The 18,163-nt window shown below is 58.3% G+C and carries 21 protein-coding genes; 18 read left to right on the top strand and 3 right to left on the bottom strand.

Features of this window, described 5'->3' with window-relative positions; all coding sequences use genetic code 11:
* Positions 1–13: 13 nt before the first annotated feature.
* From ACQUWM_RS02685 to ACQUWM_RS02725, 9 genes are all read left to right on the top strand, one after another.
* Complete coding sequence (locus ACQUWM_RS02685; RefSeq protein ID WP_428921093.1) at positions 14–337, top strand: YbaB/EbfC family nucleoid-associated protein; 324 nt, start codon at positions 14–16, stop codon at positions 335–337.
* Positions 338–384: 47 nt separating this feature from the next.
* Positions 385–987: a recombination mediator RecR gene (gene recR, locus ACQUWM_RS02690; protein WP_406985156.1), complete on the top strand. Its 603-nt coding sequence runs from the start codon at positions 385–387 to the stop codon at positions 985–987.
* A gap of 21 nt (positions 988–1,008) precedes the next feature.
* The gene (locus ACQUWM_RS02695) at positions 1,009–2,157 is read left to right on the top strand and encodes a ribonuclease D (RefSeq protein ID WP_428921094.1); all 1,149 of its coding nucleotides are present in this window, start codon (positions 1,009–1,011) and stop codon (positions 2,155–2,157) included.
* A complete protein-coding gene (locus ACQUWM_RS02700; protein ID WP_428921095.1) occupies positions 2,154–2,447 on the top strand; it encodes a YcgL domain-containing protein in 294 nt (97 codons plus the stop codon). Before ACQUWM_RS02695 ends, ACQUWM_RS02700 begins: the two co-directional genes overlap by 4 nt.
* Positions 2,444–2,890, top strand: a complete 447-nt coding sequence (locus tag ACQUWM_RS02705) for a YcgN family cysteine cluster protein (protein ID WP_407000399.1) — start codon at positions 2,444–2,446, stop codon at positions 2,888–2,890. Before ACQUWM_RS02700 ends, ACQUWM_RS02705 begins: the two co-directional genes overlap by 4 nt.
* A complete protein-coding gene (locus tag ACQUWM_RS02710) occupies positions 2,890–3,234 on the top strand; it encodes a hypothetical protein (RefSeq protein WP_428921096.1) in 345 nt (114 codons plus the stop codon). Before ACQUWM_RS02705 ends, ACQUWM_RS02710 begins: the two co-directional genes overlap by 1 nt.
* A gap of 31 nt (positions 3,235–3,265) precedes the next feature.
* Positions 3,266–5,182: a VWA domain-containing protein gene (locus ACQUWM_RS02715; protein WP_428921097.1), complete on the top strand. Its 1,917-nt coding sequence runs from the start codon at positions 3,266–3,268 to the stop codon at positions 5,180–5,182.
* 92 nt (positions 5,183–5,274) lie between these two features.
* Positions 5,275–6,117: an AAA family ATPase gene (locus ACQUWM_RS02720; RefSeq protein WP_407000402.1), complete on the top strand. Its 843-nt coding sequence runs from the start codon at positions 5,275–5,277 to the stop codon at positions 6,115–6,117.
* A gap of 22 nt (positions 6,118–6,139) precedes the next feature.
* Positions 6,140–7,318 (top strand): vWA domain-containing protein, encoded by a 1,179-nt coding sequence (locus ACQUWM_RS02725; RefSeq protein WP_407000403.1) that lies wholly within the window; start codon positions 6,140–6,142, stop codon positions 7,316–7,318.
* Positions 7,319–7,340: 22 nt separating this feature from the next.
* Here ACQUWM_RS02725 and ACQUWM_RS02730 read toward each other — a convergent pair whose 3' ends face one another.
* Both ACQUWM_RS02730 and hchA read right to left on the bottom strand, forming a co-directional pair.
* Complete coding sequence (locus ACQUWM_RS02730) at positions 7,341–8,051, bottom strand: PA1136 family autoinducer-binding transcriptional regulator (protein ID WP_428921098.1); 711 nt, start codon at positions 8,049–8,051, stop codon at positions 7,341–7,343.
* A gap of 4 nt (positions 8,052–8,055) precedes the next feature.
* A complete protein-coding gene (hchA, locus tag ACQUWM_RS02735) occupies positions 8,056–8,919 on the bottom strand; it encodes a glyoxalase III HchA (protein ID WP_428921099.1) in 864 nt (287 codons plus the stop codon).
* A 446-nt stretch (positions 8,920–9,365) separates the two neighbouring features.
* Here hchA and ACQUWM_RS02740 point away from each other — a divergent pair, with 446 nt between their 5' ends.
* From ACQUWM_RS02740 to ACQUWM_RS02780, 9 genes are read left to right on the top strand one after another with little or no spacing between them, the layout of a single operon-like run.
* Entirely contained in the window at positions 9,366–9,926 is a 561-nt protein-coding gene (locus ACQUWM_RS02740) for an AraC family transcriptional regulator (RefSeq protein WP_407000406.1), read from the top strand.
* A 4-nt stretch (positions 9,927–9,930) separates the two neighbouring features.
* Positions 9,931–11,445: a hypothetical protein gene (locus ACQUWM_RS02745; protein WP_428921100.1), complete on the top strand. Its 1,515-nt coding sequence runs from the start codon at positions 9,931–9,933 to the stop codon at positions 11,443–11,445.
* 17 nt (positions 11,446–11,462) lie between these two features.
* Entirely contained in the window at positions 11,463–14,240 is a 2,778-nt protein-coding gene (gene bamD / locus ACQUWM_RS02750; RefSeq protein WP_428921101.1) for an outer membrane protein assembly factor BamD, read from the top strand.
* Entirely contained in the window at positions 14,230–14,613 is a 384-nt protein-coding gene (locus tag ACQUWM_RS02755; RefSeq protein ID WP_428921102.1) for a hypothetical protein, read from the top strand. The genes bamD and ACQUWM_RS02755 overlap by 11 nt, the downstream gene beginning before the upstream one ends.
* Before the next feature lie 27 nt (positions 14,614–14,640).
* Complete coding sequence (locus ACQUWM_RS02760; protein ID WP_428921103.1) at positions 14,641–14,940, top strand: hypothetical protein; 300 nt, start codon at positions 14,641–14,643, stop codon at positions 14,938–14,940.
* A 16-nt stretch (positions 14,941–14,956) separates the two neighbouring features.
* Positions 14,957–15,604 (top strand): MotA/TolQ/ExbB proton channel family protein, encoded by a 648-nt coding sequence (locus tag ACQUWM_RS02765; RefSeq protein ID WP_406985169.1) that lies wholly within the window; start codon positions 14,957–14,959, stop codon positions 15,602–15,604.
* Positions 15,605–15,620: 16 nt separating this feature from the next.
* Positions 15,621–16,160: a biopolymer transporter ExbD gene (locus tag ACQUWM_RS02770; protein ID WP_428921104.1), complete on the top strand. Its 540-nt coding sequence runs from the start codon at positions 15,621–15,623 to the stop codon at positions 16,158–16,160.
* On the top strand, positions 16,157–16,651 hold the full coding sequence (locus ACQUWM_RS02775) for an ExbD/TolR family protein (protein WP_428921105.1): 495 nt from the start codon (positions 16,157–16,159) through the stop codon (positions 16,649–16,651). The genes ACQUWM_RS02770 and ACQUWM_RS02775 overlap by 4 nt, the downstream gene beginning before the upstream one ends.
* Positions 16,644–17,597, top strand: coding sequence for an AgmX/PglI C-terminal domain-containing protein (locus ACQUWM_RS02780; protein ID WP_428921106.1), 954 nt, complete (start codon positions 16,644–16,646; stop codon positions 17,595–17,597). The genes ACQUWM_RS02775 and ACQUWM_RS02780 overlap by 8 nt, the downstream gene beginning before the upstream one ends.
* Here the strand turns inward: ACQUWM_RS02780 and ACQUWM_RS02785 are convergent, their stop codons facing one another.
* The gene (locus ACQUWM_RS02785) at positions 17,598–18,083 is read right to left on the bottom strand and encodes a MaoC/PaaZ C-terminal domain-containing protein (protein WP_428921107.1); all 486 of its coding nucleotides are present in this window, start codon (positions 18,081–18,083) and stop codon (positions 17,598–17,600) included. It lies immediately after the preceding gene.
* Positions 18,084–18,163 lie beyond the last annotated feature (80 nt).

Here is an 18,163-nt window from a genome sequence, read left to right on the forward strand (position 1 = left end):
AGGAGATGAACAGATGATGAATGGCATGGGCGACATGATGAAAAAAGCCCAGAAAATGCAGGAAGAAATGCAGAAGGCCCAGGAAGAGATTGCCAAGGAAGAGGTCACTGGTGAGTCTGGAGCCGGGTTGGTCAAAGTCATCATGAATGGGCGCCACGACGTTCGCAAGGTGGAGATTGACCCGTCCCTGATGAGCGAGGAAAAGGAGATTCTCGAAGATCTGCTAGCGGCGGCCGTCAACGATGCCGTGCGTCGTGTCGAGGCCAACCAGAAAGATAAAATGTCCGGCATGATGTCCGGAATGGGCATGCCTCCCGGGTTTAAAATGCCCTTTTAATCCATTGGGTTAAAGATTTTTGTTTATAACTTACATGAGGATGTTGCATGGCGTTTAGCCCGCTGGTCGATGAACTGGTGGAGTCGCTCCGGTGTCTTCCCGGGGTCGGGCAGAAGACCGCCCAGCGCATGGCATTTCACCTGCTGGAACGGGGACGTTCCGGCGGTTTCCGGCTGTCAGAGGCCCTGAACACTGCCATGTCCGGCGTTCGCCGTTGCGATAGCTGCCAGAATTTCTCCGATACTCCTGTCTGTGGCATCTGCGAGAATCCCGCTCGTCTTACCGGTACCCTGTGCGTGGTGGAAAGCCCCTCCGATCTCCTGGCCATCGAGCAGGCAGGCGATTACCGTGGCAGCTACTTCGTACTCATGGGGCACCTGTCGCCGATTGACGGTGTCGGTCCGGAAGAAATTGGTATTGAGCGGCTGTTACAGCGCATCAAGGCCGAGGGCGTCAAGGAATTGATCCTGGCAACCAACCCTACCGTAGAGGGTGAGGCCACGGCCCACTACATTGCCGACCGTCTGGACGGTAAAGACGTTCTGATTACCCGGCTGGCCCATGGCATTCCCGTGGGCGGAGAGCTCGGGTATGTCGACGGATTCACCCTGACTCACGCATTCCGAGGGCGCAAGCCCCTGGCTGACTAAAGACTGATCGGGCACTTTTCTATGGCTTTCACGACTCCAGTCGCAACGGCACCCGCTGCGCCTGCCACTATTCACTGGATACGCGAGCCGGAGGATCTCGACCGCTGGCTCGCCGGTGGCGAGGGCGAGTTCCTGGCGCTGGACACCGAGTTTGAACGGGTTAACACCTTTTTTCCGATTCCCGGGCTGGTCCAGCTTGGTCTGGGCGGTGAGTATTGCCTGGTGGATCCCGGCGTTGCCGAGCAGTCCGGAGAGTTCAGGCGAATCCTGGCGGACGCCGATTCCCCGAAGCTGTTGTATGCCATGAGCGAGGATCTGGAATTGTTCCGTCACTGGCTGCGACTTGAACCCGCCGGTGTCGTGGACTTGCAGATTGGGGCAGCACTTGCCGGTGCTGGCTTTTCCATGGGGTATGCCCGCCTGGTGGAGACCCTGTTCGGCGAGACCCTGGATAAATCTGCCACCCGATCGGACTGGGTGTCCCGCCCCCTGAGTGCGGCCCAGGAGCGTTATGCGCTGGACGATATCCGGTTCCTGGCGCCGATGTACGACTGGGTCGTGGCGAATCTCCGGGAGCGAAACCTCGAGCAGGCCCTGTATGATGAGTCCGCCCGCTTTGCCGCTGAGTTATCCGGGCAGGATGATCCACAGAACCACTACCTCAAACTGCGCGGTGGCTGGACGTTAACCCCCCAGCAGCAGGCGGTCCTGCAGAAGCTGGTCTGTTGGCGTGAAGAAGAATCCCGTCACCGTGATCGGCCCCGGGGCCGCGTGGTCGCGGATCCGTTGCTGATTGCCATTGCCGAACGCCTGCCGGATTCCCTGCGGGCTCTGTCCAACATCCAGGGGCTGCCCCAGCCGGTGACCCGCCGTTACGGTGATAAAATACTGCAGTTGATTGCCGAAGGGCGTGAGGCCGATGCAACGGACCTGCCGCTGATTGCAGCGCCGTTGACCCGTGAGGAGCAAGCCTTCTACAAACAGCTCAAACGACTCATTGTGAAGGCGGCGGAGGCGGCGGATGTGCCCGTGGAACTGTTGGCGCCCCGTAAACGACTTGAGGCCGTGGTTCACCAGCGTGATCTGTCGGCCGGACTATTTACCAGTGGCTGGCGCAGCCAGATTATTGCACCGGTTCGTGAACAGCTTGAGGAATTATTGACATCATGACGGATAAACAGTTTGTTTCGGTGTTTCGCAGCAGCAAAAAGGCGGACACCTACCTTTATGTGCGTCGGGGCCAGATATGGGATGACCTGCCAGAGAGCCTGCGCGGTATTTTCGGAGCGCCGGTTCACGCCATGGATCTGGTGATGACGCCGGACAGGAAGCTGGCCCGCACCGATGGCAGTCAGGTGCTGAATGCTATCGCGGACAAGGACTTCTACCTGCAGATGCCCGAGGAAAACGACGGCTACGTGGTGGATTTCCGCAAAAAGCCGGAGCAACGGCAGTCATGATTGCAGAGATTCCCTTCTGGCAGCGTAAACGTCTGGACGAGATGACGCCTGCTGAATGGGAGTCCCTGTGCGATGGCTGTGGCAAATGCTGCCTGGCCAAACTGGAAGACGAAGACACCGGAGACGTGTACTACACCGATCTGGTCTGTCGGTACATGGACACGGATACCTGCCGCTGTACGGTCTATCCTCAGCGGCTGGAGAAAGTTCCGGCCTGCACCGTACTAACACCTGACGCGCTTGCGGATTATCATTGGCTACCGTTTACCTGTGCCTACCGGACACTGGCGGAAAACCGCCCGTTGGCGGACTGGCACCCGCTACGGTCGGGTGATCCGCAAACCGTTCATGAGGCTGGAGTCTCGGTTCGCCATCGCGTGATCTCAGAAGGTGGCGTGCCGGAAGAAGACTGGGAAGAACACATAATTCACTGGATCCTGTAATGATCGATACTGAAGCTCAACTCGCATACGGCATTTTCTGGGCGCTCTACGCCGTTTCCTTTGTGGTTTTCTTTTACATGGTGTCCCGGCTGTTCCGGATGCTGCCGCTGTATGGCCTGCGCACCTTGCTGCAGGCCGCTCTCGTGGTGCTGTTGCTGACCCCTGTGGAATCCGCCGATGTGGCGGGTTGGTGGGTACCGGCGTGGCTGTATGGCGGATACGAGCTGATCCTTGGTGATGCGGATGCCTCGGGCAGGGCAATGCTGAACCTGGGTATTGCCGCGCTGGTGATGCTACTGGTGTGGTTGCTGGACCTGGTTCGCTATCGACTGGTGAAGCGGTAAGCGTAAAGAACAATAATAAAACGGAGTCACGATGCGCTGGATACTGAGAGTCTGTCTCGTTGTCACCCTCGGCCTGCCGGTGTGGACAAACGCCCAGCAAGCAGGCGATGTTCAGCTTCCCGAGGGCGCGGATGTCCGCATTATCGTGGATATTTCCGGGTCCATGAAAGACAACGACCCTGACAACCTCCGGCAACCGGCCGTGCGCCTGCTTGCCAGAATGCTGCCGGAAGACGCTTACGCCGGTCTCTGGACCTTCGGCCAGTACGTCAACATGCTGGTTCCCCGGGATCGCGTTGACGACAGTTGGCGGGAACGGATGATCAACCGGTCCTCAGAGATCAATTCCGTTGCCCTTCGCACCAATCTGGGCGAGGCCATTGAAGTCGCCAGCGACGATTATTTTACCGATGGGGATCTGGCCAATACGGACTTCATCCTGCTGACCGATGGCAAGGTCGATATCTCTGACAGTGATCAGGAGAATCAGGCCGAGCGTGAACGCATTCTGGGGCCGCTGCTGGATGATCTGATCGCCAAAGGGGCAACGTTCCATACGGTGGCGTTGTCCGCCGAAGCGGATGTCGGGTTTCTGGAAACCCTGGCCGGGGAAACCGGGGGCAGCCACAGTATTGCGCCTTCCGCCGATGCCCTGAACCGCGCCTTTCTGAAAGCCCTGAATGCCGCTGTGCCCCAGGAGCAGGTGCCCATCGAAGGCAACCGGTTCAGTGTCGACAGCGGCGTGCAGGAATTTACCGCACTGATTTTCTGGGGTGAGGGCGAAACCCGTGATACCCGTGAGCTTCAGCTAACAGACCCGGATGGCAACATGGCCGCGGTTGGCAATCCGGGTGACACCATGCGCTGGGCTCGGGAATCCGGCTATGACCTGATTACTGTCACCGACCCGAAAGAAGGGGAGTGGCGACTGAACGGTGAGCTTGGCGAAGGCAGCCGGGTAACTGTCGTCAGTGACTTGCGCATGGTGGTGAACCCGGTGCCGCCGGCATTCTCCGAAGAGGAACCTCTGGCGCTGCGGATAGCGTTTTTTGAAGACCAGGACAAGCTCACCGATCCGGACTTTCTGGATGTCATCGACGTTCGTGTCACCATCACCTCCGAGGATGATCGCAGCGGGACCAAGGTACTGTCCGGAGAGCAGCCGCCCGAAAACGGGGTCTACCGGGACACCATCGGGCGAATGCCATCCCCCGGGGAGTATGTGATTGATGTGGTTGCAGACGGTCAAACGTTCTCCCGCAAGTTCACCGGTGTCAGCCGTTTCGATGTTCCGGAGGGCCAGGCTTCCTCCGTGCCATCAGACGAGCCGGCGGTCACCGAACCCGTGGTACCCGTTCAGGAGGACGCTCCTGAGTCTGGGGCAGAAGGTGAGCAAGAGCCCGCTCAGCCGCCACAGCCCGAGCCGGAGCCTGCAGAAGACAGCGCCAGCGCCGGGCCTATTGACATCAGTGCCGTCGAGGAGCCCCGGGCCGATCCTGTAGAACCGGAGGAATCCGATCCGGCTGCGCCGCTTTGGGCGATGATCGCAGGCGGTATCGTAGTGATCCTTATTGTCGCTGGTGGGGTATATGCCGTTGTTCGGCGCAAGCGCAAAGCAGCGCCTGCCACTGACACCAAAACCGACACTGAAGATAAGGACGGCGAGGAAGGTCAGGATGAGGAGGGAGTACCGGTGGTAGAACCCGAACCGGAGCCCGAACTCGAACCGGAACCGGAACCCGAATCCAAGCCTGAGCCTGAGCCACAAGAGGAAATCCCGGTGGCCAGCACCGAGGCCGATGATGAAGAAAGCACAGAAGAATTTGGCCTGGAAGACTTCGATCTCTCCGAGTTTGATGATCTTCCAGACACCGAAGACGGTGATGATCCGGAATCCCCTCCCGCTGACGGCGACAAGCCGAAGGGCGAGGAAGAACGCAAACCCTAAGGCCGGGGTGGTGCTGGCAGCCCTTATCACTGGCAGGGCAAGGCTTTATACTCCGCTGCGGACAAACTGATAATCGAACAGGAACCAACAGAATGAAGTTTACCGGTACCGAGAAATACGTAGCTACTGATGACCTGCAGATGGCGGTGAATGCGGCTATCTCGCTGCAACGCCCGTTGCTGATTAAAGGCGAGCCCGGGACCGGCAAAACCCTGCTGGCTGAAGAAATGGCCTCTGCTCTGGGGAAGCGACTGATCCCCTGGCACATCAAGTCCACCACCAAGGCGCAGCAAGGCCTCTACGAATACGATGCGGTGTCCCGCCTGCGTGATTCCCAACTGGGGGATGAGAAGGTCAAGGACATCAGCAATTACATCGTCAAGGGCAAGCTCTGGGAAGCCTTCGAGGCTGACGAACAGGTAGTGCTGCTGATTGACGAGATCGACAAGGCCGACATCGAGTTCCCGAACGATCTGCTGCTGGAGCTCGATCGTATGGAATTCTTCGTGTACGAGACCCAGCAATTCGTAAAGGCGAAGCAACGCCCCATCGTGGTGATTACCAGTAATAACGAAAAAGAGCTTCCGGACGCGTTCCTGCGTCGCTGTTTCTTCCACTACATCAGCTTCCCGGATCACGACACCATGCAAGACATCGTGGACGTGCACTTCCCGGGGCTGCAGCAGGAAATCGTACGGGACGCCCTGGAGGTGTTCTTTGACGTGCGCAAGGTGCCGGGCCTGAAGAAAAAGCCATCCACGTCCGAGTTGATCGACTGGCTGAAACTGCTGATGGCGGATGAATTATCTGCCAAAATGTTGCAGGAGAAGGACACCAGCTCTGCGTTGCCGCCGTTGTACGGCGCCCTGGTGAAGAATGAGCAGGACGTTCACCTGTTGCAGAAGCTGGCCTTCATGGCTCGTCGTCGCAGCTGACATTCAGCAAGAGCTACACCTTATGTTGATTGATTTTTTTCTCGAAGTGCGGCGGGCGAGAGTGCCCGCCAGCCTGCGTGAATTTCTGGATCTGCTGGAGGCCTTGCAAAACCGGCTGGCCTTCGCGGATATGGAGGAGTTCTATTACCTGTCACGGGTGTGTCTGGTAAAGGATGAGCGCCACTTCGACAAGTTTGACCGCGCTTTTAAGGCCTACTTCGAGGGAATCGAGAATCTCGAGGACCTGATGGAGATGCTGATTCCCGATGACTGGCTCCGGGCCGAATTCGAGAAGCATCTCAGCGAGGAAGACAAGGCCAAAATCGATTCCCTTGGCGGTCTTGAAGAGTTGATCGAAACCTTCAAGAAGCGCATGGAAGAGCAGCAGGAACGCCATGCTGGCGGCAACAAGTGGATTGGTACCGGCGGTACGTCGCCGTTCGGTGCCGATGGCTATAACCCGGAAGGTTTTCGTATCGGCCAGAAAAACGGTCGTCATGGCCGGGCAGTGAAGGTCTGGGAGAAGCGCGAATTCAAGGATCTGGATGACAGCATCACGCTGGGTATCCGCAACATCAAAGTTGCCATGCGCCGACTCCGCAAATTTGCCCGTCAGGGCGCCGCGGACCAACTGGACATGGACGATACCATTCGCTCTACTGCCCGCAATGCCGGTTATCTCGACCTGAAGATGGTTCCCGAGCGGCATAACGCGGTCAAGGTGCTGATTTTCTTCGATGTCGGCGGCTCCATGGATCCCCACGTGCGTGTCTGCGAGGAACTGTTCTCCGCCGCGCGCATGGAGTTCAAACACATGGAGTACTTCTACTTCCACAACTTCGTCTATGAAAGCGTGTGGAAGAACAATATCCGCCGCATGAACGAAACCACCAGCACCTGGGATATTCTCAATAAGTACACCCCGGACTACAAAGTGATCTTCGTGGGGGATGCCACCATGGCGCCTTATGAGATCTCGCACCCCGGTGGATCGATCGAACACTGGAACGAAGAGGCCGGCGCCACCTGGTTCCAGCGCATTTCCGATCATTTCCGCAAGGTAGTGTGGCTCAATCCGCTGCCCGAAAGCTATTGGGGAACTGGCGGTTCACTGGGCATGACCCGGCAACTGGTTAACGATCACATGTATCCGCTGACCATTGAAGGCCTGGAGTCGGCCATGAAGCAGTTGAGTAAATAAAAAAGGTGCAAGGGATATTGGGTTACCCCTCAATATCCCCGTTGCGAATAGCAACTCTGATGGCTTCGGCCGTAGTCGCCACGCCGAGACGTATTCGTATTCTCCGGAGGTGATTTTCCACGGTTCGTCTGGACAGCCCGAGAGTAGCTGCGATATCGGCATGTCGCCGGCCAACAGCTGTCCATGACAGCACCTCGCGTTCCCGCTTTGAAAGGTTCCTGCCGTTCTGTTCTTTGGGGGCTTCCATAAGCCTGCGAGCGGAAAAGAATGCAGATGTTGCCACCACACCCATCGCAAGACGGGCTTGTGGCGATGCATCGATTCTTTCCCCGCCCAGGCTCATGGCGCCTTCCAGTCCGAGGGGGCCGAAGACCGGGATCTGCAGGCCATGGATGCCATGGCCGTGCGGTTTGCGGACGACGCGATAGCGCTCACCATCCTGATCCAGAATCTTGGTCCAAAAGAATGGCTGGCACACCTCCAGTATGTTTCGCGTTACCGGACAACGGCGAACATAGGTTTGTGCATCGATTGCTTCACCACTGCCGAACCAGTCCCCTTCCACCCAGTAGATACGCTCGACAATGCCATCAAGCGTCGAGGACGCAGAGAACAGAATGAATCGATCATAACCGAGCGGTCCGGCAAAGGCGCGAACCGCATCCTGAATGGCCTGAAGGCTTTCACACCCTTCGATAGCAAGCGCGGTGCGAAGTGTGGCGTCTGCTTGCATGGGGTTACTCTCGGGCCACTTCTTCAAGCAAAGCACTGGCCGAAAGCTTTCCGAGGGCGTTACCGGCAAGAGGACTATCGCCGGTGAGCATTTTGCGATCCTGGTGGGTCGCACCGGAAATATCTGTGTTGATGATATCGAACCCGATTGCCTTCAGCTTTTCACCAAACTTCCACGTCAGATGACCTGGCATGTAGCCCATACCTGGCGTCTGAGCGTCGAGATCGTCCGGGAAAGCGCAGATCTTGTAACCTGTAAAGCTTGAGTTGTCACCAACGGCAAGAAAAGCTGCCGGACCGTGGCACAACGAAATGATGAACTTGTCGTTCTCAGCGGCCCACTCAAGGGCGCTTTTCATATCTTCGCTTTCAGGCAGACCGATCAAAGCCCCATGGCCGCCGGGGATAAACACACCGATGTAGTCCGAATCATCACCGAGAGCCTTTTCAACCACGTCAGCAAGCTTCAAGGGCTTCTTGAACTGGTCACGGTACTTAGCAAAAAGCCCCTTCACCTCTTCGTCCTCGGACGGCATCGCCCAGAACTCGAATTTGACCGGGTTGCCGGAAAGGGTAGCAACGTCGAAGGAGAAACCGGCTTTGTCCAGGTGATACATTGGCAGGAGGGTTTCTACAGGGTGATTGCCGGTCGAGAACATTGTGCCGTTATCCGTTAGCAGGTACCGCTCGTCAGCACCGATCATCAACACCTTCCAGCGACCACCTGTATAGGGCGCAGGGTAGTCGGCACCGCTAAGATCAGACTTGGAGGAAGTAAACTGGCTTAGCGAATAGGGAGAGGGAAAGAATGCGTTATCTTCGGCGGGATCCGGAGTAGGGCGCTTGTCCTCAGATTGCATGTTAGTCATGGTTGCTTCCTCACTTATGGGGGATTGAGTCTTTCATTATAGTGGGCCGGACTTCGGTGAAAATGAGGGTTTTACCTCAACGTGGTTCCGCGTGGGGGTACAGGCATAGAGGGAGGCCGAAAATAGTTCGGAAACCCAAAAAAAAGCCGATGCGGTTGAGGGCATCGGCAAAGCTCGGCATTTTAAACGGGGTCGCTGTCACGGCTTCCCCGCTCCCTCGCCTGGAGCAATTCCGGGGCCACTTGAGTTAATTCGTTGTATATCAGAGCAGTAGACTGCCATGCTCTTTCCTCCTTCGCCGCTTCCGTAAGTCTCGCCTGAATATCCGTCAAATAAGTCGACACGTCGAGTTGTCCAATTGGTGATCTGGATACCGTTCTTGAAAGTAACCGGGTGTTACGCTTCTTGTCAGTGTGTAACGGTGCATAACAAGAGGCAGAAAGCGTATGTTCGCCGCAGAGCAGGCTACTGGCCCCGCTTCGAGTCGGGGCCGGTTTAGACTCACCGTCATATTACTGGTCATTCTTGGCCATACCTTGTTGTTCCCCAGCCATGTGGCTGCCAATGAGCTGGATGCAGAGATCAGTCAGCTCAAGGCCGACGTCGCAAGCCTGGCGGTGGAGGTTTTCGCGCTTGAGGAAGGCATTCTCCATCCAGCCGATACCCGGGTGACAGTATTTCTGACACTTGCCCGCAAAGATGCCCTGACGCTGGATTCCGTAGAGCTTTACGTTGATGACACGCCGGTTGCGTCTCACCTCTATTCAGATCGGGAACTCAGCGCCCTTGAGCAGGGTGGTGTTCAGCAGCTGTATACCGGAAATCTTCCCCACGGTGACCATGTCCTCAAAACGGTGCTGACTGCCCGGGCCCCGGATGATCGTTACGTCAGACGTGAATCAACCCACCGTTTCCGCAAGCTGCCAGGGGAATATCGTATCCAGGTATCCCTGGATGCAAGGGCGCCGGATTACGAGCCGCAGGTTTCTTTCAGGGAGTGGAAGTAGGGGCATGGTTGTCAGTCTGGTATACCGTCGTTGGCGAGGTTGTGTGCGGTGGTTCGGGTTCACGGTGCTGCTTGCTGCAATGCTGCTGTCCTCCGTTGCGGCCAGCGAACGTGAGCAGCAATCGCTGGCAGCCGGCCTTGCCAGGTTCGCGTTGGCCTCGGGACAGCCGGAGCGCGCTCAGTTTTACGCGAGCAATCTCAGCGAAGATCCGGAGTCCTGGCTCAAGGCTCAGATGGCGTCAGGGCGGAGTGACGAGGTTCGTCAGCAGGCGATCTACGAGCAGGCGGAACTGGAACGTCGGGCAGGTCATCGGGACAGGGCGGGGCAGCTTCTGTCAGGCATGGAAGCCGGTTACTGGGCCGCCCTTGGTTACATGAATCTGGCGGCGGATTATAGCAAGCGGGATCTCAATCCGACCCGTGCACTGGTTGCCCTTCGCGTCGCTCTTGCGATGTCTGAGCAGGATACCGTGAGCGAGCGCAGCACCAATCTGAGAAGTCAGCTTCTGGTGCGGGCGGGCTACCTTTCTTACCTGGAGGAAGAGTACCAGAAGGCCATCGGGTTTCTTGAGCAGGTGCCCCTCAACAGCTACTACACCCCTCGCGCCCTGTATTTCCATGGCCTGGCGCTGGCTGCGCGGAACAACCATCGTGCAGCTATGCAGTCCTGGCACCGTGCGAAGAAGTACCCCCTGGCGTATCCCGGGGTAGAAGATGCCTGGCTGGGAATTGGGCAGGGTTATGACCTCTCCGGTTATCTGGGGCAGGCGGGTGAAGCGTATCTTGCCGCAAACGCATCCTTTGAAAGCGAGCGTGTGACCCTGCGTAAACTGGCCTCCCGCATTCGTCAGGATGGCGCCTGGAAAGCATTGGTTCAGGATGCCCGGGATTCCGACGCACAATGGTTTCTGGCGGATAACCGCACCCTCACACAGCCGCGCATGGCTTACCTGTTGAGATTCATGGAAAGCCCGGCGGGCCAGGATGCCGTTGCACGGGTGTCGGAGCTCACCGGGCTTGCAGCTTCGCTGGAAGCGAAAGCGAGTCACCTTCGCGTTTTCCGCGATTCTCTGACAACCCGTCTCGCGACATCCCCGGCAGCCGCCAGTGACCGGAAGGCCATGCTGATGGATAGGGTTGGCCAGTTACGCGCCCGGGTTCAAAAGCTGGAGGCCAGGATCAGTGATCCGCAGCAACTGAAATCTCTGACCACGACAGGGCATGTGCTGGGGGGGAGTGAATCTTCCCTGGTGGCACTGGATGAGAGGCTGGCACAACGGAATACGGTGCTTGAGCGCTTGCTGACACGCACTGAGGCCGCCATTTCCAGACTTGGTGCGCTGCAGTCGCGTGCCTCCGGTTTGCGGGTGCGGGCGGAAACCGTCCTTGATGAAAAGGCATTGGCGTTCGTCGCCCGGCAGGATGAAAGGATGGGCTATGGGCTGGATAAAACCGAACAGCAGATTGCTCATTTGTACGAGTATCTGGCGCTGGAATCGCTCGAAAAGGGTGGCCAGTGATGAGAGTGTGTGCAGGAATGAAGGTGCCAAGATGGTCGTTGATGGCGCTGTGGTTGGCGGCAGGCGGTGTGTCCGGAGTCAGTGCCCAGGAGTCATTCCGGGTGGAACTCGGCCGTGATGGTGAAACCATTGCCGACATGCGGCCGGTATTCCTGAAGTTCGAGTCCCGCCCGATGCCGGCCATATCACCCAGGGAAGTAGCCAGACGCTACCAGCGCCTGTTTGACTCGTCCGATAAACCGGAAGTCCGGATTGATGCCCTGAACCGCCTGGCAAACATTCAGCAGGTGTCTGGCCAGGTGGTTCAGACGGATAACGCGGAAGAGCAACGACTGTACCGGGAAGCCCTCGACAGTTACGAATCAATCATCGAAAGCGGGTCGTTCCAAGGAAAGCTGGACGAATTGCTGTACCAGATGGCCAAAGCCCATGCCTATGTGGGGCAGGGTGATGAATCCATTCAACGGCTGAAGCAGTTAACCGGGTTGTACCCGAAATCACCGCTGGTTCCCGAGGCCCGTTTCCGGATCGCGGAAGCTGCGTTTTCCCGGGCGGCATACGCCGAAGCCGAGGCGGAATATAACCGGCTGATTTCGGGGGCCGGTGGCGACAGGCTCAAACTCAAAGCCCGCTATATGCAGGGCTGGAGCCAGTATAAACAGGGTGAGGCCGCATGGAGCCGGGCGGCCTCAACCTTTATGGCGGTGCTTGATCAGCAGTTGCCGGATGCCACCAGCATGACGGATTTGTCCGCGGGTAATACAGAACTCGTCGATGATACCTTGCGGGTACTGGCGTTGATGGCCGCTGAGACCAGGGGAATTGACGCCCTGACTGCCTGGTTGGCCGGCGGCGGACCCAGATCCTATGACTATCTGATTTTTGACCGGCTGGCGGACCATTACGCCAGCTTTGGCAGATTCGCAGACAGCGTTGCGGTCAACCAGGCCTTTGTCCAGCGGCAGCCGGATCACCCCGAGGCGCCGGCCTTTATGGCACAGATAATTGATGTCTGGTCCATGGCCGATAACCCCGACCGCGTTCGCGAAGCGCGGGAAGCCTATGTTTCCGCGTACGGAAATGATCAGGAGTACGGCAAGCTGTCGGAGTCCTATCAGGCGCTGTGGCAGACGCTGAGCCGCAGGCTGGCGGATTATTATTACCAGCAGGGTGAGAGTGCGTCTGGCAACAACTTTGCGAAGGCGGCGGCGTACTACGAAGGGCTCAGTAAGCGTGCGTCTGACACGGGTGACTTACTGAGACTGGCAGGTGACGCCCGGTTGCAGGCGGGGCAGTACCGGAATGCCCTTGATAACTACCAGCAGGCGGCCTATCACCTCGACTCGTACCCAGATGCAGATGACGCTGCCTGGGCTGCCGTCACCATTCACCGGGATGGACTCGACAGCCGGATAGCCTTTGAGACCAGTCTCCAGCAGTTGTCCCTGTCGGCGGAGCGGCTGGCGGATCGTTTTCCGGGGGATGCCAGGCTTTCCGGTCTCAATGCTGACATTGCCAACCGTTGGCTGGAGCAGGAAGCCTACAGCGATGCGCGCCAATTTGCTGAGCGAGTCCAGACCCAGACCTCCGCAACTCCGGAGGAGATGTACAGCGCGTGGCTGGTGCTTGGCGAAGTCCATACAAGGGCCGCTCGCCATGGGCAGGCAGAGCATGCCTGGCGCAACGCCGCAACGCTGATTGAAGAGCATCGCCTGACCGGGATTGATCCGGATGAGGTGGAAGCATTACAACGGCAGCTGGCCACTGCGGTCTACCGTCAGGGAGAGGCCGCATGGGAAGCGGGGGATATCGATTCCGCCGTGACGCATTTCCAGCGGGTGGAGCAGGTATTACCGGGTTCCGATATTGCTATCAAGGGACGCTACGATGCTGCCAACAGCCTGCTTCAGGCGGAACGATGGCCGGCTGCGATCAACGAGTTGACCCGGTTCCGTTCCGATTTCCCCGCACACGGCCTGACAGCCGCAATCAGCGATAAACTGGTACTGGCCTACTCCAGGTCTGGGCAGCCTGTCCGGGCCGCATCGGAACTGATGGATGCGGTCGCCCATGAGGTGGATGCCTGGCCTCGAAAGCTGCGGGCAGCGGAGTTTTTCCACGAGGGCGGCGCGGTGGATCGTCGCAACGATCTCTATCAGCAATACCTCGCCGGCCCCGGGCAGTCCGCCAACGCCAGCGAGCATATCCAGCGTCAGACTATGCGCCAGCGATTGCTGGAGTCGGATGTATCGCCCGGCATGTACCGGGAACAACTGGTGAGCGCTGAGCTCGGCAGCCAGTGGCATTCACCGGACACCCTGCAATGGTCGGCTGATGCGGCCATGGCGCTGGGGCAATCAGCCGCCATGGAGTTTGAGGCCATAGCACTTGTCCACCCCCTGGAACAATCACTGGCACGCAAACAGGCTGCGCTTGAGCAGGCCCGGGGTCGCTTCGCCGAGGCCAGCCGGCTGGATGGGGAAAGGCTGCAGTCCGAAGCCATGTTCCGCCATGCTGAACTCTATCGGACCCTCGCGGCTGACCTGATGACGTCTGACATCCCGGAAACGCTGAATGAACTTGAGCAGGCGCAATATCAGATGCTGCTTGAGGAAGAAGCCTACCCGTTTGAAGAGAAAGCCATCGACCTTCATGCCCGCAATCATGAGCGGCTGGCGGATGGGGAGTACAGCGAATGGATAGCGAAGAGCCTGGAAGCCCTGGCAACGCTTTTTCCCGGACGATACGCAAGGGAGGTGCGCTGGATGACGCAAGAGGAGCCTGATGATGCCTGATATCCGCTCTCTGGTAGCAATGATTGTCCTGCTGTTGACGGCTGGTTGTGCCAGCCAGCCGGGTAACGAGCCATCTCTGGAAAGCTCTGAAGCAAAGACCGTCACCAGGCAAGACATCGTGGCGATGAACAACCAGGCACTGACATTACGGGAGCAAGGGCAGTTCCGGGAAGCCGCCAGTCTGCTTAGCTCCGGTATCGAATTAGCCCCGGAAACCCCCGAATTGCATTACAACCTTGCGGTCATCTCCGAACTCTATCTGTTTGAGCTCGACACTGCACTGGATCACTACCGCCGCTATCGGGCGTTGACCGATAGCGAGGACAAGCTGGTGGCGGGATGGATCGCGGATCTGGAACGGAGGCTTCAATAGATGGTTCGTCGAATGCCCGGTGCCCTGATGAGGGTTTTGATCGTAATGGTTGTGACCAGCGGATACGCCCTGGCGGAGGAGCCCGGTGAGCGTTCTGCCGAGGCCTTGAGCGTCGAGGGAATAACCGATTACTCCCGGGATGATGATCCCGGCGTGTTGTACATCCTGCCCTGGCAACCGCCCACCCTGCCGCGCCGGCCCCGGGCAGAGCTGGACGATCACGCTCCCGATTTACTTGAACCCCAGGATCCTTTGGCGCTTGAGCGTCATCGGATATTTCGTGAAACCCTGAATCCGTCACCGGATTCATACCTGTCTGCGCAGTAACTGCAGGAGTCTGAACATGCTGGAAACCGTGATTCGTTTTTTTCAGGAAGGTGGTCCCTTCATGTACCCCATCGCCGTGGTATTGGTGATCGGCCTTGCCATAACCCTGGAGCGTTTTATTTATCTGGGTTCGGTGCGCCGCCGTAACCGGCGGGCCTTCGAGCGGGGCATTTTACCGCTGCTGCAAAAACGGGACTATCAGCGCGCGATGAAAGCGGCGAGCAGTTCCGACAGCGCCATTGCCTCCATTATGGGCGCGGGAATCGGGCGGCTGCTGAACAACAACCGCCGGGAAGAGATCGAATACGCCATGGAAGAGGGGTTAATGGAGGTGCTGCCGCGACTTGAAAAACGCACCCAGTACCTGGCAACCCTGGCCAATATTGCCACCCTGATGGGGCTGCTTGGCACCATTATTGGTCTGATTTCTGCGTTTACCGCCGTGGCGGCAGCGGATCCGGCCCAGAAGGCCACGCTGTTGTCCGAAAGCATCTCCGTGGCGATGAACACCACTGCGTTCGGTCTGATGTCTGCGATACCCCTGTTGATGTTTCACGCGCTGCTACAGACCCGCACAAACGAGATCGTCGACAGCTTTGAGATGGCCGGGGTGAAGTTACTGAACATCATTTCAGATTCGGGCGCCAGCCAATCTGCCGCCTGAGCCGGGATTAAACAGTATGAGACGCAGACATCGCCGGGCCCTGAACAGCCCGGAGCTGGATATTACCGCCTTTCTGAACCTGATGATTGTTCTGGTGCCGGTACTGTTACTGGGAATGGTGTTCAGCCAGATCCGGACCATTGAGCTGCAGTTTCCGGGCATGGAGCCGGGGCAGGCGCCCTCCGCCGAACAGTTGCGACTGGTAGTGACGCTGATTCCCGAAGGAATGGAAATTTCCGACAGCGAGCGTGGCGTTATCCGCACCCTGCCGTTACAGGAAAGCGAACAGGACTTCGCTGGCCTGCTCGATACCCTCAAGCGCATCAAGGCGCGGGTGCCGGACAAGACGGATGTGGTGCTTGAGGTCGGGCCGGATATTGACTACCAGACCCTGGTGACCGCCATGGATACCGTGCGCTCCTATCCGACTGTTGTTGCTGCCAGTCGTGTGGAGGCAGAACTGTTTCCGGATGTCGCACTGGCGGATGCCCCGGCGGATCGCGAACTCAATGCCGTTGCGCAGGCGTCGGAAGGGAATTCAGGGGAGGGGGCATGAAAACATCTCGCCGGGCCCGTCGCATGCAGCGGCATTATCGACGCATGCACCGCACCGGGGGCCTGAACCTGGTGTCGCTGATGGATATTTTCACCATCCTGGTGTTCTTCCTGATGGTCAACTCCTCCGATGTGAAGGTCATGCAGAACAACTCGGATGTTCCGCTGCCTCTGTCCTCTGCGCAGCAGAAAGCAGAAGAGACCCTGACTGTTCAGGTCAGTGGCCGGTCCGTTCTGGTACAGGGCCGGGAAGTGGCTCATCTGGACGCCATTGAGACGGGAGAGGCCGTCGTGACGGGCCTGTCGGAGGAGCTGGCGTGGCACCGTGAGCGCCGGGGTGAGGTGCCGGAGCATGGGTTCGAGGTGACCATCATGGCCGGGCGTGACACCGACTACCGGCTGTTACGGAAGATTATGCAGACCTGCGTTGATCAGCAGTACCGCCGGGTGAGGCTTGCGGTCGAATCCGATGGGGAGGTCCGTAATGGCTGAGCCTGGCCGCAATCGGATGGAGCTGCCCTGGACGCCGGAAAACGGGGAAACCGGTCGTTTCGGTTTGATTCTGTTATTGATGCTCGTGCTGTGCCTGCCGCCTGCGATCCTGATCCCGCTGACGGAGGTGCCCGAACCGGACCGGAATGAAGTTGCGGATGTTCCGCCCCGGCTGGCACGGCTGATTGAGCAACAAGACCCGCCGGAGCCGGTCCGCGCGCCGGATCCGGTCAAGGATCCGCCGACCGAACCTGAACAGGAAGCAAAAGTGGACGAGGAGCCAGCGCCGGACCGTCAGAAAGAGGTGCATCAGCCGGTAGCTCCGGCGACGGTCGAGGAAACCGGATCGCAATCCGTCGAGCAGGCGAGGGCAAGGGCTTCACGCTCTGGATTGCTGGCCATGAAGGATCAGTTGGCGGCATTGCGCGCCCCTGAGTCTGATGCGGAACCTGCTCTGGTTGCCAATGTATCCAACAGTTCCGGTGACATACAGAGTGACCATCCCGGAACTGGCGAGACTCTGAGTGGCAGTGGTGGTGTTGCGGCCGATCGCGGTCCGACTAAACAGGTAGAGGTTAAGGAGCATCAGGTCCGCGAAGTGGCGGTCGCCCCCGAGCAGGCGCCGAAGCCGGTGGCAAAGCCGGACCAGGGCCCGGATGAGCGGGGAATGAGTAATATCCGCCAGGTGTTTGATGCCCAGAAAACCGCGCTGTACTCGCTGTACCGCCGTGAGCTGAGGCAGGATCCCACTCTGGAGGGCAAGGTGTTGCTGGAGCTGGTGATTGAGCCGGACGGTTCGGTTTCCCGGTGTGAGGTGGTCAGCTCCGAGCTGGATCACCCGGAACTTGAACGTCGTATTGCGACCCGGGTTCAGTTGTTCAACTTCGGGGCCGACGACGTGGCGGCCCGCAAAGTGAAGTTCCCGATCGATTTCCTGCCGGGCTGATCAGTGCTCGATGATGATCTTCGGCAGGCGGGGCTTCTTCAGTGATACTTTCTTGGTCGGGGCAATGACCTTTGCCTCGCCACTGACCACTTTTTCGTCTTTCTGGTTGCGAACGTCGCATTCGAGCACGACCCGGTTTTTCGCTTCTTTCTTCAGTACCGTCAGTTTTACCGTGAGGGTATCGTTCAGCTTGACGGGGCGCTTGAAGGACAGGCTCTGGTCCAGGTAAATCGTTCCGGGGCCCGGCATCACCGTGGCGAGCGCAGCGGAAATCAGTGAACCGCTCCACATGCCGTGGGCGATGCGTTCCTTGAACATGGATTCGGCGGCGAACTCGGAGTCGAGGTGTACCGGATTCACGTCACCGGAAACAGCCGCGAACAATATCAGCTCATCTTCCGTCAGGGTGCGGCTAAAGGTGGCGGAGTCGCCCTCATTCAGTTCATCGTAGGTGATATTGTCAAGGGTGTCCGGCGTTTCGCTCATCAGTTGCTCCACGATTTTGCAGATTAAAAGTCCAGAACAGGTGTGCTCTGAAAACTACCTCATTGTTCTCAAAACTGCTA

This window comes from Marinobacter sp. DUT-3 (genome assembly GCF_050379435.1).
Lineage (GTDB): Bacteria > Pseudomonadota > Gammaproteobacteria > Pseudomonadales > Oleiphilaceae > Marinobacter.

Coding starts and splice junctions, on each gene's coding strand:
- ACQUWM_RS02685 (WP_428921093.1), top strand. CDS start 14: ATGATGAATGGCATGGGCGACATGATGAAAAAAGCCCAGAAAATGCAG.
- recR (WP_406985156.1), top strand. CDS start 385: ATGGCGTTTAGCCCGCTGGTCGATGAACTGGTGGAGTCGCTCCGGTGT.
- ACQUWM_RS02695 (WP_428921094.1), top strand. CDS start 1,009: ATGGCTTTCACGACTCCAGTCGCAACGGCACCCGCTGCGCCTGCCACT.
- ACQUWM_RS02700 (WP_428921095.1), top strand. CDS start 2,154: ATGACGGATAAACAGTTTGTTTCGGTGTTTCGCAGCAGCAAAAAGGCG.
- ACQUWM_RS02705 (WP_407000399.1), top strand. CDS start 2,444: ATGATTGCAGAGATTCCCTTCTGGCAGCGTAAACGTCTGGACGAGATG.
- ACQUWM_RS02710 (WP_428921096.1), top strand. CDS start 2,890: ATGATCGATACTGAAGCTCAACTCGCATACGGCATTTTCTGGGCGCTC.
- ACQUWM_RS02715 (WP_428921097.1), top strand. CDS start 3,266: ATGCGCTGGATACTGAGAGTCTGTCTCGTTGTCACCCTCGGCCTGCCG.
- ACQUWM_RS02720 (WP_407000402.1), top strand. CDS start 5,275: ATGAAGTTTACCGGTACCGAGAAATACGTAGCTACTGATGACCTGCAG.
- ACQUWM_RS02725 (WP_407000403.1), top strand. CDS start 6,140: ATGTTGATTGATTTTTTTCTCGAAGTGCGGCGGGCGAGAGTGCCCGCC.
- ACQUWM_RS02730 (WP_428921098.1), bottom strand. CDS start 8,051: ATGCAAGCAGACGCCACACTTCGCACCGCGCTTGCTATCGAAGGGTGT.
- hchA (WP_428921099.1), bottom strand. CDS start 8,919: ATGACTAACATGCAATCTGAGGACAAGCGCCCTACTCCGGATCCCGCC.
- ACQUWM_RS02740 (WP_407000406.1), top strand. CDS start 9,366: ATGTTCGCCGCAGAGCAGGCTACTGGCCCCGCTTCGAGTCGGGGCCGG.
- ACQUWM_RS02745 (WP_428921100.1), top strand. CDS start 9,931: ATGGTTGTCAGTCTGGTATACCGTCGTTGGCGAGGTTGTGTGCGGTGG.
- bamD (WP_428921101.1), top strand. CDS start 11,463: ATGAAGGTGCCAAGATGGTCGTTGATGGCGCTGTGGTTGGCGGCAGGC.
- ACQUWM_RS02755 (WP_428921102.1), top strand. CDS start 14,230: ATGATGCCTGATATCCGCTCTCTGGTAGCAATGATTGTCCTGCTGTTG.
- ACQUWM_RS02760 (WP_428921103.1), top strand. CDS start 14,641: ATGAGGGTTTTGATCGTAATGGTTGTGACCAGCGGATACGCCCTGGCG.
- ACQUWM_RS02765 (WP_406985169.1), top strand. CDS start 14,957: ATGCTGGAAACCGTGATTCGTTTTTTTCAGGAAGGTGGTCCCTTCATG.
- ACQUWM_RS02770 (WP_428921104.1), top strand. CDS start 15,621: ATGAGACGCAGACATCGCCGGGCCCTGAACAGCCCGGAGCTGGATATT.
- ACQUWM_RS02775 (WP_428921105.1), top strand. CDS start 16,157: ATGAAAACATCTCGCCGGGCCCGTCGCATGCAGCGGCATTATCGACGC.
- ACQUWM_RS02780 (WP_428921106.1), top strand. CDS start 16,644: ATGGCTGAGCCTGGCCGCAATCGGATGGAGCTGCCCTGGACGCCGGAA.
- ACQUWM_RS02785 (WP_428921107.1), bottom strand. CDS start 18,083: ATGAGCGAAACGCCGGACACCCTTGACAATATCACCTACGATGAACTG.